At 64.2% G+C, this 13,260-nt stretch carries 14 protein-coding genes; all 14 read left to right on the forward strand.

Going from position 1 to position 13,260, the window contains the following annotated elements:
- The 14 genes from tilS to CJEIK_RS01550 all read left to right on the forward strand — a co-directional run bounded on the left by tilS (nucleotide 1) and on the right by CJEIK_RS01550 (nucleotide 13,234).
- Nucleotides 1-1,056 (forward strand): tRNA lysidine(34) synthetase TilS, encoded by a 1,056-nt coding sequence (gene tilS / locus CJEIK_RS01485; RefSeq protein ID WP_005296859.1) that lies wholly within the window; start codon nucleotides 1-3, stop codon nucleotides 1,054-1,056.
- 81 nt (nucleotides 1,057-1,137) lie between these two features.
- Nucleotides 1,138-1,719, forward strand: coding sequence for a hypoxanthine phosphoribosyltransferase (hpt, locus tag CJEIK_RS01490; RefSeq protein ID WP_005296857.1), 582 nt, complete (start codon nucleotides 1,138-1,140; stop codon nucleotides 1,717-1,719).
- A 79-nt stretch (nucleotides 1,720-1,798) separates the two neighbouring features.
- Nucleotides 1,799-4,189: an ATP-dependent zinc metalloprotease FtsH gene (ftsH, locus tag CJEIK_RS01495; RefSeq protein ID WP_005296855.1), complete on the forward strand. Its 2,391-nt coding sequence runs from the start codon at nucleotides 1,799-1,801 to the stop codon at nucleotides 4,187-4,189.
- Entirely contained in the window at nucleotides 4,189-4,785 is a 597-nt protein-coding gene (gene folE / locus CJEIK_RS01500; RefSeq protein WP_005296852.1) for a GTP cyclohydrolase I FolE, read from the forward strand. The genes ftsH and folE overlap by 1 nt, the downstream gene beginning before the upstream one ends.
- On the forward strand, nucleotides 4,785-5,690 hold the full coding sequence (gene folP, locus CJEIK_RS01505) for a dihydropteroate synthase (protein WP_005296849.1): 906 nt from the start codon (nucleotides 4,785-4,787) through the stop codon (nucleotides 5,688-5,690). The genes folE and folP overlap by 1 nt, the downstream gene beginning before the upstream one ends.
- Entirely contained in the window at nucleotides 5,683-6,048 is a 366-nt protein-coding gene (folB, locus tag CJEIK_RS01510) for a dihydroneopterin aldolase (protein ID WP_005296846.1), read from the forward strand. Before folP ends, folB begins: the two co-directional genes overlap by 8 nt.
- On the forward strand, nucleotides 6,045-6,608 hold the full coding sequence (folK, locus tag CJEIK_RS01515) for a 2-amino-4-hydroxy-6-hydroxymethyldihydropteridine diphosphokinase (RefSeq protein WP_005296843.1): 564 nt from the start codon (nucleotides 6,045-6,047) through the stop codon (nucleotides 6,606-6,608). The genes folB and folK overlap by 4 nt, the downstream gene beginning before the upstream one ends.
- A gap of 24 nt (nucleotides 6,609-6,632) precedes the next feature.
- Nucleotides 6,633-7,127 (forward strand): DUF3180 domain-containing protein, encoded by a 495-nt coding sequence (locus tag CJEIK_RS01520; RefSeq protein ID WP_005296841.1) that lies wholly within the window; start codon nucleotides 6,633-6,635, stop codon nucleotides 7,125-7,127.
- Nucleotides 7,128-7,137: 10 nt separating this feature from the next.
- A complete protein-coding gene (locus CJEIK_RS01525; protein WP_005296837.1) occupies nucleotides 7,138-8,229 on the forward strand; it encodes an MrpF/PhaF family protein in 1,092 nt (363 codons plus the stop codon).
- A gap of 9 nt (nucleotides 8,230-8,238) precedes the next feature.
- Nucleotides 8,239-9,144 (forward strand): Rossmann-like and DUF2520 domain-containing protein, encoded by a 906-nt coding sequence (locus tag CJEIK_RS01530; protein WP_005296835.1) that lies wholly within the window; start codon nucleotides 8,239-8,241, stop codon nucleotides 9,142-9,144.
- 5 nt (nucleotides 9,145-9,149) lie between these two features.
- Nucleotides 9,150-10,070: a pantoate--beta-alanine ligase gene (gene panC, locus CJEIK_RS01535; RefSeq protein WP_005296833.1), complete on the forward strand. Its 921-nt coding sequence runs from the start codon at nucleotides 9,150-9,152 to the stop codon at nucleotides 10,068-10,070.
- A gap of 4 nt (nucleotides 10,071-10,074) precedes the next feature.
- The gene (locus tag CJEIK_RS01540; protein WP_005296830.1) at nucleotides 10,075-11,043 is read left to right on the forward strand and encodes an aldose 1-epimerase family protein; all 969 of its coding nucleotides are present in this window, start codon (nucleotides 10,075-10,077) and stop codon (nucleotides 11,041-11,043) included.
- 159 nt (nucleotides 11,044-11,202) lie between these two features.
- Nucleotides 11,203-12,858, forward strand: coding sequence for a sodium:solute symporter family protein (locus CJEIK_RS01545; protein ID WP_005296827.1), 1,656 nt, complete (start codon nucleotides 11,203-11,205; stop codon nucleotides 12,856-12,858).
- A 37-nt stretch (nucleotides 12,859-12,895) separates the two neighbouring features.
- Nucleotides 12,896-13,234: a hypothetical protein gene (locus CJEIK_RS01550; protein WP_005296825.1), complete on the forward strand. Its 339-nt coding sequence runs from the start codon at nucleotides 12,896-12,898 to the stop codon at nucleotides 13,232-13,234.
- Nucleotides 13,235-13,260 lie beyond the last annotated feature (26 nt).

Genomic DNA, 13,260 nt, shown 5'->3' on the forward strand with positions numbered 1-13,260 from the left:
ATGAGTGTGCAGTCCCAGATCCGGGCCTGGCTGCGAGAGCTGGAAACCGGGGAAGCCACCGGAACTAGCCGAACTGGCGAAAACCGCCGAGCGGCTACCACACGCGCGGAACAGGTTCGCGCCGGGGTGGCAGTGGGGCTCTCCGGCGGGGCGGATTCTCTGGCGTTGGTGCACGGCCTATTGCGCTGCGGGGTGAAAGTGCATGCGGTAGTGGTGGACCATCAGCTACAGGAGGCCTCCGCGCAGGTGGCGCGGCAGGCCGCCGAAACCGCGATGTCCCTCGGGGCGAGCGCGGAGATCCGCACCGTCGAAGTGGAAGGCCTGGGGGAGGGGCCGGCGCGCCAGGCGCGCTACCAAGCCCTGGGTACGGCAGCCGCCGGGCGGCCCCTCCTGGTAGCCCACACAGCGGATGACGATGCGGAAGGGTTGCTCATCGGGCTGGTCCGAGGCTCCGGGGCGGAAGCCATCGCCGGGATGCGGTCCGTTCACACTGACCACGCGGCCGTGGACGCAGGGGCCGCGTGGCTCGGCCGCCCGCTGCTGAACTGCACCCGCGCGGAGACGGAGGCCGAATGCCGCGCTGCTGGCCTTAACTGGTGGGAGGATCCGCACAACTCCAGCGATGCCTACCTGCGTAGTCGCATCCGCACCCGCGTGCTGCCTTATCTACAGGATGCACTCGGGGAGCACATCGGTGCGAACATGGCTCGCACGGCACGGATGCTCCGTGAAGACGTCGAGCTACTCGACGAGCTCGCTAGACGGGAACTCCAGGCGGCGGAGGAGGGGGCGTCATTAAACTGCACCGAATTACAACAACAGCCAGCTGCACTTCGGCGCAGGGTTTTCAAACAATGGCTGGCAGACAAAACCGGACCGCTCACGAGCGCGCACCTCAATGCGATAGACGCGCTGGTCATCGCATGGAAGGGGCAGGGAGGGGCGGCGGTTCCGTGGCCACAGAGTCCACCTACACCCGGCCAGCAACGGCGCACCCACAGGCTCGTCGTGCAACGCCGCGATGGGTACCTACAGTTAGCGACTGTTCCCAGGTAGCAGCTGCGCGCTAGAATGCCAGGCAGGCATTAAAACGGTGAAGCCAAAACTGCGAAACAAACGAGGAAAACGAGGTCTGCGATGCACAGCGAGAAGAACTTCAATGTCCCGGAGAACCCTTATGGCGACGATCTGGAAAGTATCCTCATCGACGAGGAAACGCTGCACGCCCGCATCAACGAGCTGGCCAAGGCCACCGCTGATCGATTCCGCGACGAGGAAGACGACCTCATCTTGATCTGCGTGCTGAAGGGCGCGGTGTTCTTTATCACCGACTTCGCACGGGCGATCGACATCCCGACGCAGCTGGAGTTCATGGCCGTGAGCTCCTATGGAAACTCCACCAGCTCTTCCGGTGTGGTGCGCATCTTGAAGGACCTGGACCGCGACATTGAGGGCCGCAATGTGGTAATCGTCGAGGACATCATCGACTCCGGCCTGACCCTTTCTTGGCTGCTGAAGAACCTGCGCAACCGCAACCCTAAGTCCCTGTCCGTCGTTACGCTGTTGCGCAAGCCGGAGGCACAGAAGGTGCAGATTGATCTGGCCGAGGTCGGCTTTGACATCCCCAACGAGTTCGTTGTGGGCTATGGCCTGGACTTTGCCGAACGCTACCGCGACCTGCCCTATGTGGGCACCCTGCACCCGCGCGTTTACCAGTAAAGCGCTGGCCCCAATCCAATAAGCTCCAAATGGCAGCGCTGTTCGCACGGCATTTAGAACCAACAACACTCTAGGAAATATGGAAAAGAAGAAGGTACTGAGGATCGCGGGCATTGTCGCTGTGATCCTCATCGCGATCTATGCGTTCGGTGTTTTAACTGATGACGCCCGCGGCTACGACGAGGTCGAGACTTCGGTAGCCCTGAAGCAGCTGGAAGACAAGAACGTCAAGGAAGCTCAGATCAACGATCGTGAGCAGCAAGTCCAGCTGAAGCTGAAGGACTCTATCGAGGTCGAAGGCAAGGAGGGCATCGAGCAGGTCATCGCGAAGTACCCCGGCCGGGCGGCGCCAGAGATCTTCGACGCGGTAAAGAAATCCGAGGCGGAGAAGTACAACACCAAGGTCACCGAGGATAGCTTCCTGGGCAGCCTGCTGGTGATGCTGCTGCCGATGCTGCTGATCTTCGGCCTGCTGATGTTCATGCTGTCCCGTATGCAGGGCGGCAGCGGCATGGGCGCCTTCGGCTTTGGTAAGTCCACTGCCAAGCAGCTGAATAAGGACAACCCGGACACGACCTTCGACGACGTCGCCGGTGCCGACGAGGCTGTGGAGGAGCTGGACGAGATCCGCGACTTCCTGACCGACCCGAGCCGCTACGAGGCGCTGGGGGCGAAGATCCCGCGCGGCGTGCTGCTGTACGGCCCGCCCGGTACGGGTAAGACGCTGCTGGCGCGCGCAGTGGCCGGCGAGGCAGGCGTGCCCTTCTTCACCATCTCCGGTTCCGACTTCGTAGAGATGTTCGTCGGTGTGGGTGCGTCTCGCGTGCGCGACCTGTTTAAGCAGGCGAAGGAGAATTCGCCGTGCATCATCTTCGTCGACGAGATCGACGCGGTCGGCCGTCAGCGTGGCGCCGGCATGGGCGGCGGCCACGACGAGCGTGAGCAGACCCTGAACCAGCTGCTGGTGGAAATGGACGGCTTCGGCGACCGCGACGGAGTGATCCTGATGGCCGCCACCAACCGTCCGGACATCCTGGACCCGGCGCTGCTACGCCCGGGCCGCTTCGACCGCCAGATCCCGGTGACCAACCCGGACCTTGCGGGCCGTGAGCAGATCCTGAATGTACACGCGAAGAACAAGCCGTTGGCCAAGGACGTGGACCTGAAGTCGTTGGCCAAGCGAACCGCGGGCATGTCCGGTGCGGACCTGGAGAACGTTCTCAACGAGGCCGCCTTGCTGACCGCTCGCGTGGACGGCAACGTGATTACCGCCGACGCGCTGGAAGAAGCCACCGACCGCGTGGTGGGTGGACCGCGCCGCAGCTCGAAGATCATTTCCGAGCACGAGAAGAAGGTCACTGCCTACCACGAGGGCGGCCACACGCTGGCTGCCTGGGCGATGAAGGACATCGACCGCGTCTACAAGGTGACGATCCTGGCTCGCGGCCGCACCGGTGGCCACGCCATGACCGCACCCGAGGACGACAAGGGCATGTACAACCGTTCCGAGCTGTTCGCCCGCCTGGTCTTTGCCATGGGTGGCCGTGCAGCGGAGGAGCTTGTTTTCGGCAACCCGACCACCGGCGCTTCTGCGGATATTGAGATGGCCACGAACATCGCCCGCGCGATGGTGGTGGAATACGGAATGAGCCCTGTTGTGGGTGCCGTGAAGTACGGCCAGGACGACGGCGACCCGTTTGTCGGGCGCGGCGGCCAGGGCGGCAACCAGCCGTCCCAGAACGTGGCTAACCAGATCGACGAGCAGGTGCGCATGCTGATGAACAAGGCCCAGCAGGTGGCCTACGATGTGCTGCGCGAGAACCGGGACTACCTGGATACCCTGGCTTCCAAGCTGTTGGAGAAGGAGACTCTGCGCCGCCCGGACCTGGAGGCCATCTTCGAGGGCATCGATACCCGCGAGGTCTCGGACATCTTCCCGATGCAGGATCTGGACCGTCCGTGCGACCACCGCGAGCCGGTGAAGACGCCAGTCGAGTTGGCCCGCGAGCGTGGAGAGGAGCCGCCGGAGAAGACCAACTTCTTCTCCGCTGCTCGTCGTGCACGCATGGAAAAGCGCAAGGCGCAAAACGAGCAGCGTCAGGCCGAGCGCTTGCAGCAGGGACAGCAGCAGTTCCCGCAGACCCAGCAGACCCAGCAGACACAGCAGACCCAGCAGACCCAGCACGGTCAGCAGGGTCCAATGGGGCAGGGCACTGCCCGTCCGGTGCCGCCGGAAGAGGAGCGTGGCTTCCGCCTGCCAGACAATGAGCAGCCGGATCACCAGCCGGAGAAGCCCGCGCAGCAGAAGCAAGCTGTGCAGCCCGAGCAGCAGCGTCCGCAAGACTCACAGGAATCGCAGGTGAGTTACCGTCGCGGCGAGATGCCGGAGCAGACGTTCCCTTGGGATAAGCACAATGGTGGCTACAACGGCAATGAGTCCGGTGGCCAGCACAGGCAGGAAGACAACTAGTGAATAACCCACAGCAGCCGCTCGACCCTGGTTCCTTCGACCAGGAGCGCGCAGAGGCGGCCATCCGCGAACTCCTTTTCGCCATTGGCGAGGACCCCGACCGCGAGGGTCTGCAGGAAACTCCGGCCCGCGTGGCCCGCGCCTACCGTGAGACGTGCGCCGGGCTATACGAGGACCCGACGGAGGTTCTCAACAAGACCTTCAGCGAGGATCACCGCGAGCTGGTGCTCGTGCGTGACATCACCTTCTACTCCATGTGTGAGCACCACCTGGTGCCCTTCTTCGGCAAGGCGCACATTGGATACATCCCCGGCGAATCCGGCAAGGTCACAGGACTGTCCAAGCTGGCCCGCCTGATCGACGGTCTCGCGAAGCGCCCGCAGGTCCAGGAACGCCTGACTTCGCAGGTTGCCGATGCGTTAGTCGAGAAGCTGGACCCCTCCGCAGTGATCGTTGTTCTGGAGGCCGAGCACCTGTGCATGGCCATGCGCGGTATCCGCAAGCCCGGTGCCAACACGGTGACCTCCGCGGTCCGCGGCGGATTCCAGAAGAACGCGGCCTCCCGCGCAGAGGCAATGGCGCTGATTCGGCCGTGATGGGCTCTGCTGTGACTGGCACCAACGCGAACGACCCCCAGCGCACCCTCGTGATGGGCATCCTCAACGTCACCGAGGATTCCTTCTCCGACGGCGGGGATTACCCAGACACCGCGGCCGCGCTGGCACACGCCGAGGCGATGGTCGCTGACGGTGCGGACATCATCGACGTCGGCGGGGATTCCACCAGCCCGGGCGCCACTCGCGTTGCCCCGGAGGTCGAGGCCGCCCGCGTCACCCCCGTCATCGAGGAGCTATCCCGCCGGGGAATCGCCACCAGCATCGACACGATGCGGGCATCCACGGCGCGGGCCGCCTGGAAAGCGGGCGTCACCTACCTCAACGACGTCTCCGGCGGCCTGGCGGACCCCGACATGCTTCCGCTGGCCGCGGAATCCGGCCTGCCGATCATTCTGATGCACTGGAACAAGGGAAACGCCGCGGACTTCGCCGGAGCTGAGGGCTACCACGACCACGGCGAGGACATCGTCGGCCACGTCATCGGTTGGCTCGAGCAGAGGATCGAAGCGGCGGAGGCGGTAGGCGTCACAAAGAAACAGATCTACCTGGACCCCGGCATCGGGTTCGCGAAGACTCCGCAGGAAAACTGGCAGCTCCTCGGAGCGACCGAACGGCTGGTGCAGATGGGATATCCGGTGCTGGTGGGGGCCTCGCGCAAGCGCTTCCTCACCGCGCTGCGCCCCGCGAGCGACGGCAACCCCGGCACCCCGGAATCGGCGGACGATGCGACGGCGGCCACCTCCGCGCTGGCGGCGGCAGTTGGCGCATGGGCCGTCCGGGTGCATAAAGTAGCCCCGACACGGGCTGCAGTGGACGTCGCACACGCAATGGCCACCGGATGCGGCCCCGACATCGACGAGCAATGGAGGGCGCGACGTGGCTGACCGCATCGAGCTCATTGGCGTGGAGGCTTTCGGCCACCACGGCGTGTTTTCGGACGAAAAGAACACCGGCCAAAAGTTTATCGTGGACATGGTGGTGTGGACGGACTTCCGCGCCGCGGCGGATTCGGACTCGGTGGAAGACACGATCAACTACGTGCAGCTGGCCGACATCGCGGTGAACGCGGTCGAGGTGCAGGAGGGCCACGACCTGATCGAAACCCTGGCCTCGAACATCGCCGATCAGATTGCGGAGCTGGGCGGGGTGTACGCGGTGGAGGTCACGGTGCATAAGCCGCAAGCGCCGATCGCCCACCCGTTCGCCGACGTGCGGGTGGTGGCGCGGAGGTCCAAGCGATGATCACCGCCTTCTTGGGGATCGGCTCGAACATGCCCGGCGACGTGGGTAGCCCCACCGCGCAGATCGAACGCGCCTACGAGCTGCTGGCGATGCACCCGGACATCGAGATTGTGGAGAAGTCGCGGATCTTCGTCACCCCGCCGTGGGGTGGGGTGGAGCAGCAGGAGTTCCGCAACTCCGTGGTGGCCGTGCGCACGTCGCTGGACCCGCTCGCGCTGCTGCACCACTGCCAATTTGCCGAGGCCGTCGCGGGGCGGGAGCGCGAGGTCCGGTGGGGCCCGCGCACCGTCGATGTGGACATTCTTTTTTGTTTTGACGCCCAGTCCCAGCCCCTGCAGTCCCAGGGAAAGTGGGGGTTTGAGCTGGTTATTCCGCACCCCTACGCCCACGAGCGGGCGTTTGTGCTGGTACCGCTGAGTGACCTGCAGCTGGCCCGGGAACCCTGGTGTACCTTGGGCGGGCGAGGCATCCTGGAGTGGTTGGAAGATGTTGATCCGGCCGAGCGGGAGGCTATCGTCCCGGCGGATCGATCCGAACTATCGGACCCTGGCGAGAACTAAAGACGAGGGATAAAGAGGCAGCACATGAGCCCGCTGAAGCGCACGAAGATCTCCACGCTGGCTGTCGTGGCGATCGTGTGCGCCCTCATCGCCTGGGTCAGCACGCTGAGTTTCTATGGAAGCTTCCCGCCAATTAAGACCACCGGCTCCGTGCTGCTGTGGATCTTCGCAATCGTGTGCGCCGTGGCGGGCTGGATGATCCGCAAGCGCATCGGCAGCAGCAGCGGGGTGGGGATGGATCGCACACAGATGCAGCCGACGACGGTGGTTCAGTGGCTGGCGCTCGGCCAGGCCACGGCGTGGGCCGGGTCGGTGTTCCTGGGAGTGTTCGTCGGGGTGGGACTTTATGTTCTGCCGAACGCGGGGCATCTTATGGCCGCGGAGGCCGATGTGCCGGGCGTGATCGCCGGGGCTCTGGGGGCTTTGGCAGCCGTAGTGGCCGGGGTTTGGCTGGAACGCAGCTGCGAAGCGCCACCGCCGGATGCGCCATTAACGCCCAACGGGCTCGACGTTGGGTAGTGTGTTGTCCATGAGCTTCCAGCAGTCTCCTAAGCCACAACAGTCTCACCAGCCGCAGTCGCAGCCCTTCGATGGGCACCAGTCCCCGGAATCCCTGGGATACGATGACGACTCCGCCCGTCAGGGCTCCAACTTCCAGGGCTCCGACTTCCAGGGATCTTCTGTGGTTTCCAACGAGCCTTCGGGACTCTCTCGCTTCCTGATGTTTGGCCTGGTGGTCCTGGCGCTGCTGGCCAGCGTGCTGATGCTGTTCATGGATTCCGATGGCTGGTTGAAGGTGGCCCTTATTGCTGCCCTCTGGGCTGCCTTCTTCGGCGTGGTGTTGGTGCTGCGATACTCGGGTGCTTTGAAGCTGGCGCGCGAGCAGGCCGAGAACCAGGAGAGCTACTTCCAGTCGCAGTTGGAGCACGAGCGCGCACAGCTGGAAAAGCGCGAGGCTGCGACGCAGGCAAAGTACGCGGCGGAGGCCAAGAAGTCCCAGGACCAGCGGGATAAGCACCTGGCGGAGCTGCGTGCGGAGCTGGCTCACATGCGTAAGCAGCTCTCGGAGCTGACCGGCGAGGACTTCGACGAGGGCGAGCAGCGTGCGGTGCGCGCGACCGCAGAGCGAGTTCGCGAGTTGGGGCACAGCACCGGCGAGCAAACGCCTCAAGCCGCAGGACGCCCGGCGGGCCAGCAGGAGGCGCAGCCGCACAAGGCACAGCACCGCAGTAAGCCGAAGTTCAACACCGGCACTTTCGCTGCGGTGAACTGGACCGGCCAGGATTCCGAGGAGACCTCCCAGCTGCCGCTGGTCGTGGACACCACCGCGATGGACGAGGCCAAGCGCGCTAAGGCCGCAGGGTCCAAGGTTGCCCAGCCGAAGCCCGCGCAGAAGCGCCGCGCCCAGATGCCGAGCGCGGAGGCCGTTCGCCCCGGCCGTGCCCGTGCCGGCGCCGCCCAGGAAGCTGGCGCCCAGGAAGCTGACGCGAAGCAGGCTGAGCAGGCAAAGGAGCAGGCTGGGTCGACGGGAACCACCCACGGTCGCCGTCGCGCAGACGAGGTAGAAAACGGCCTCACGGTCGCAGAGCTGATGCAGCGCTTCAAGAATCGAGAGAAGTAACAACCACCTGTGACAGGCCCGGAAACTAACTCGGACATTCAACAGCCACGCCTCTCTGTCGGCATCATCTCCGCCGGGAAAGTAGGCGTGGCTCTGGCGGAGGCCTTCGCACGCGCCGGTCACCACGTGCATGGCATCTATGCACATTCGGCACGTTCGGAAGAGTTGGCGTCCCAAAGAATCCCGAACATCCCCCGCATCAACCTAGACAGCACCGCCCATGCCGCGCTCGTGGTGCTGGCGGTGCCGGATCCGAAGCTTCCCGAAGTCGTAGAAGAAGTTGCGCAGCACACGCGCGATGGGCAGATCGTGGCGCACGTCTCCGGGGCGTTTGGTTGTGAGATCCTGCAGCCGATCACTGATACCGGCGCGCTGCCGCTGGCCCTGCACCCGGCGATGACCTTCACCGGAACCCCCGTCGATAGCGAGCGGCTTGACGGCTGCGCATGGGGGGTGACCAGCGATTCCGAGGTCGGTGATGTGGTCGCGCAAACACTCGTGGCCAGCCTGGGAGGGGTCCCCGTTGCCATCCCCGAACACCACCGGGCGGCCTATCACGCGGCGATGGCGCACGCGGCCAACCACCTGGTGACCCTTCTTACGGACGCCCAAGAGATCCTGGACCGCGTGATGGAAGCGCCAGGGGAGAGCCCCGACAGTGCCCTGCTGCTGCGCCGCATCGCCCACGCCGCGGTGGATAACGCGCTGGAAAAGCGGATGGACGGGCTGACCGGTCCGGTGGCCCGTGACGACGCAGAGGCCGTGATGCGCCATCGCGCAGCGCTGCGGGAGCTGGGGGACGGGACAGATTCAGCCGAGGAAGGTCCAGCCGAGGCCGCCTACACCGCGATGGCTCGCCGCACCGCACTTAAAGCGGGGGCTATTGAGGTCGAAAGACTGCTGGATCTAGAGTAAGAGCCATGACGTTCACACCTGGCCAAGCAGAGGTTTTCACCGAAATCGAGAAGATCGGGCAGCTCACCCGCGCCATGCGCAAGGCAGGCCGCCCCGTGGCGCTGGTGCCCACGATGGGCGCGCTGCACGAGGGGCACCTCTCACTGGTGCAGGCCGCCCAGCAGATACCGGGCGCACTGGTTGTGGTCAGCATTTTCGTGAACCCCCTGCAGTTCGCCGAGGGGGAGGACCTGGATGCCTACCCCCGCACCCTCGACGAGGACGTCGCGAAGCTAAAGGCCGCGGGCGTGGACGCGGTATTCGCCCCCAGCCCCCGCGAGATGTACCCCAACGGGCCGCGCACGACGATCCACCCGGGCGAGGCCGGACGGATCCTGGAGGGAGCCCACCGCCCGACCCACTTCGCGGGCGTGCTGACGGTCGTGAACAAGCTCTTCACCATCACGCATTGCGACCATGCCTTCTTCGGTGAAAAGGATTACCAGCAGCTGTTGCTGATCCAGCAGATGGTCACGGATCTGAATATGGAGGTGCAGGTCCACGGCGTGCCGATCGTGCGCGAGGCCGATGGCCTGGCGAAATCCTCCCGCAACGTTTACCTCTCCGACGAAGAGCGCGAGCTCGCCCTCACCCTGTCCGCCGCCCTAACCGCCGGCGCTTTCGTGGCCGAGCAGGGGCCTGCGGCGGTTCTGCAGACTGCCGGATCTATTTTGGACGCCGCCTCGGGCGTGGAAGTCGACTATCTTGAGCTGCGCGGTACGGACCTTTCCGATACCCCGGAGGACGGCGAAGCCCGCCTGCTGGTGGCGGCGCGCGTTGGGACCACGCGCCTGATCGACAATGTGGGCGTGCCGCTGGGGACAGGCTTTAAAGGTCTGGACGAAGGCGGCGAAGGCAGTGCACCCGCCGAAAACGCAGGTGAGTAGAACAATGAGCGACGAGCTAGACAACCTGAAGCGACACTCGCACCCCTTCGTGGACATCTCCGCAGGGGAGTACCGCGCCAGCATCTCCACCTTCGGCGGCGGGCTGCGCAGCCTGGAATACTCCGGCAAGCCGCTGGTGGTTTCTTACCCTGAGGGCGCCTACCCGCCGCTGTCCTCCGGCATCATCTTGGCACCGTGGCCGAACCGAACCGCCGACGGGGTCTTCGCCCACGATGGTGTGCTGCACCGCCTGGACATTACCGAGCCGGCCCGCGCCACCGCGATCCACGGGTTTGTGGGCCAGATGGCCTGGCACGTCGCTGACAAAGCCGAGGATTTCGTGGCGCTGGAGCTATCCACAGGCCTGCGTCAGGGGTGGCCGTGGCCGCTACGCATGCGGGTGACGTGGTCCCTCGACGCGAAGGAAGGATTGCGTGCCTCCTTCGACGTCCGCAACGAGGCCGATGCTTCCTGCCCCTTCGGACTGGGCTGGCACCCATACCTGAGCGCCCTGGGAGCCCCGCTTGATGATTGCGTGTTGCACCTGCCTGTCGGCACGAACTTGCCTCTGGATTCCGTGCGTAACCTGCCCGCCGGCCCGGAGTTCCCAGCTCGCCGGGTGCTACCAGATGTAGAAGTCGGCCAGCGCATGGCCGGGGTGTGGCTGGATCACTGCTTTGGTGAGATCAGCGCGCAGGAGGAGACGCTGGCGGAGGCGCGACTGTTAAACCCTGACGGCGAGGGCGTGCGTCTATGGGTAGGCGAGGGCTTCAATTGGTTCCAGGTGTTCACTGCCGACCCGGCCCGCCGCGAGGGCTACCCCGGCGTGGGGCGGGCCCTAGCCGTCGAGCCGATGACGTGCCCGCCGGATGCTCTACGCTCCGGTAGGGACCTCATTCGCCTGAATGCGGGTGAAGAGCGCAGCTTCGAGTGTGGAATTTCTCTTGCTTCGAGTGAGGGCGTCACAACTTAGAAGAAGTACGTCTGAGAATAGAAAAAAATTTCCGTTAGTGCACGCCGCGGCGTTAGAATTGAAACGCATTAAAAGCCAATAGTTCTCGTCGCTGGTAGTTGAAAAATAAGACGATTGGCACCTGGGACGGGAACATGACGTTCCTGGAGGTTCGCAGCTATGACAGCTGAAGGACTACGCCTGGACGCAAGCTGGGTAGACTACGCGCTGGTCGCCCTATACTTCGCGTTCGTCCTGGGCATCGGTTGGGCCGCAAAGTCCAAAGTGTCCAGCTCAATCGACTTCTTCCTCTCCGGCCGCTCGCTACCCGCATGGGTGACGGGCCTGGCCTTCATCTCCGCCAACCTGGGCGCCGTAGAAATCGTGGGCCACTCGGCCAACGGCGTGCAGTATGGCTTCGAAACCATGCACTATTTCTGGATCGGCGCGATCCCAGCAATGGTGTTCCTCGGCATCGTGATGATGCCCTTCTACTACGGTTCTAAGGTGCGTTCCGTGCCGGAGTTCATGCTCCGCCGCTTCGGCAAGGGCGCACACCTGGTCAACGGCCTCTCCTTCGCCGTAGCCCAGCTGCTGATTGCCGGCGTGAACCTGCTGCTGTTGGCCAAGGTGGTTAACTCCCTGCTCGGCTGGCCGCTGTGGGTCACGCTGGTGGTGGCCGCGGCAATCGTGCTGTCGTACATCACCCTCGGTGGCCTTTCCGCCGCCATTTACAACGAGGTGCTGCAGTTCTTCGTGATCATCGCGGCCCTGCTGCCGCTGACGATGATTGGCCTGCACCAAGTCGGCGGCTGGTCCGGCCTGCAGGAGAAGGTCGCGGACCCGTCGCACTTCCACACCTGGCCGGGTACTGAAATCTCGGGCTTCGACAATCCGATCGTCTCCGCCATCGGCCTGGTCTTCGGCCTGGGCTTCGTGCTGTCCTTCGGTTACTGGACCACCAACTTCGTGGAGGTGCAGCGCTCCATGGCAGCCGATTCGCTGTCGTCTGCACGCAAGACCCCGATCATCGGTGCGTTCCCGAAGATGTTCATCCCGTTCCTGGTGGTCATCCCGGGCATGGTTGCAGGTGCAACCGTCACCCCGATCATGGATGGTTCTGCCGAGCCGAACGACGCGATCTTGTACCTGATGCGTGACCTGCTGCCGAACGGCCTGCTGGGCGTGGCTATCGCAGGTCTGCTGGCCGCGTTCATGGCCGGCATGGCGGCTAACATTTCCGCCTTCAACACCGTGTTCTCCTACGACATTTGGGAGTCCTACATCGTCAAGGATCGCGACGACGAGTACTACCTCAAGGTCGGCCGTATCGCGACCGTCGGCGCCACCGTCATTGCCGTGTTCACCGCCCTGCTGGCCTCCAACTTCGGCAACATCATGGACTACCTGCAGACGCTGTTCGGCTTCTTCAACGCGCCGCTGTTCGCCACCTTCATCCTGGGTATGTTCTGGAAGCGCATGACGCCCACCGCAGGTTGGGTGGGCCTCGTTTCCGGTACGGGTGTGGCAATCGTCTACTGGGCTGTGGCCACCTTCGGCAGCACCGACGCAACCTTCTTCAACCTGCCGGGTCAGGGTACGGCCTTCGTTGCCGCCTCCCTGGCGTTCGTCACGGACATCATCGTCTCCGTCCTGGTCTCCCTGGTCACCGAGCCGAAGCCGGACGAGGAGCTGGTGGGCTTCGTCAAGTCCGTCACCCCGAAGGAAAACCTCACGGACGCCGCCGAGGCCACCCTGCCGTGGTACCGCCGCACCGTCCCGCTGGGCATCCTCTGTCTGGCAATGGTGCTCGTCCTCAACATCGTGTTCGCCTAAGAGCGCTTAAACTTTCAGAAAGGAGTGAACGGACACAATGGCTAACAACACGGCTAAGAACACGGCTAAGAAAACCAAGCGTTCCCACATGGCCGGTGCTTTCGACATCCGCAACGTCATCGGCTCCCTCATGGGGCTGTACGGACTTGTGCTTTTGATCAGTTACTTCCTGCTGGACCCGGGCATGGATGTGACCACCGGCGAGCCGAAGAACGAAACGTATAACCTGGTCTGCGGGCTTGCCATGGTCGTCGTGGCGGCGGTCTTCTTCCTGTGGACCAAGCTGGATCCGATCAAGATTGACGAAACAGTTGAAACTGCCGAGTCTGCAGATCCCGCCGACTCCGCCGACTCACCGGCCTCGCAATCTAAGTAACCACACTTGCCCGCCCCACCTGGAGG

It is taken from the genome of Corynebacterium jeikeium (assembly GCF_028609885.1).
Classification (GTDB): Bacteria; Actinomycetota; Actinomycetes; order Mycobacteriales; family Mycobacteriaceae; genus Corynebacterium; species Corynebacterium jeikeium.

Excerpts from the sequence above, each read along its gene's own strand:
- tilS (WP_005296859.1), top strand. The coding sequence starts at position 1 with ATGAGTGTGCAGTCCCAGATCCGGGCCTGGCTGCGAGAGCTGGAAACC.
- hpt (WP_005296857.1), top strand. The coding sequence starts at position 1,138 with ATGCACAGCGAGAAGAACTTCAATGTCCCGGAGAACCCTTATGGCGAC.
- ftsH (WP_005296855.1), top strand. The coding sequence starts at position 1,799 with ATGGAAAAGAAGAAGGTACTGAGGATCGCGGGCATTGTCGCTGTGATC.
- folP (WP_005296849.1), top strand. The coding sequence starts at position 4,785 with ATGGGCTCTGCTGTGACTGGCACCAACGCGAACGACCCCCAGCGCACC.
- folK (WP_005296843.1), top strand. The coding sequence starts at position 6,045 with ATGATCACCGCCTTCTTGGGGATCGGCTCGAACATGCCCGGCGACGTG.
- CJEIK_RS01520 (WP_005296841.1), top strand. The coding sequence starts at position 6,633 with ATGAGCCCGCTGAAGCGCACGAAGATCTCCACGCTGGCTGTCGTGGCG.
- CJEIK_RS01525 (WP_005296837.1), top strand. The coding sequence starts at position 7,138 with ATGAGCTTCCAGCAGTCTCCTAAGCCACAACAGTCTCACCAGCCGCAG.
- panC (WP_005296833.1), top strand. The coding sequence starts at position 9,150 with ATGACGTTCACACCTGGCCAAGCAGAGGTTTTCACCGAAATCGAGAAG.
- CJEIK_RS01540 (WP_005296830.1), top strand. The coding sequence starts at position 10,075 with ATGAGCGACGAGCTAGACAACCTGAAGCGACACTCGCACCCCTTCGTG.
- CJEIK_RS01545 (WP_005296827.1), top strand. The coding sequence starts at position 11,203 with ATGACAGCTGAAGGACTACGCCTGGACGCAAGCTGGGTAGACTACGCG.
- CJEIK_RS01550 (WP_005296825.1), top strand. The coding sequence starts at position 12,896 with ATGGCTAACAACACGGCTAAGAACACGGCTAAGAAAACCAAGCGTTCC.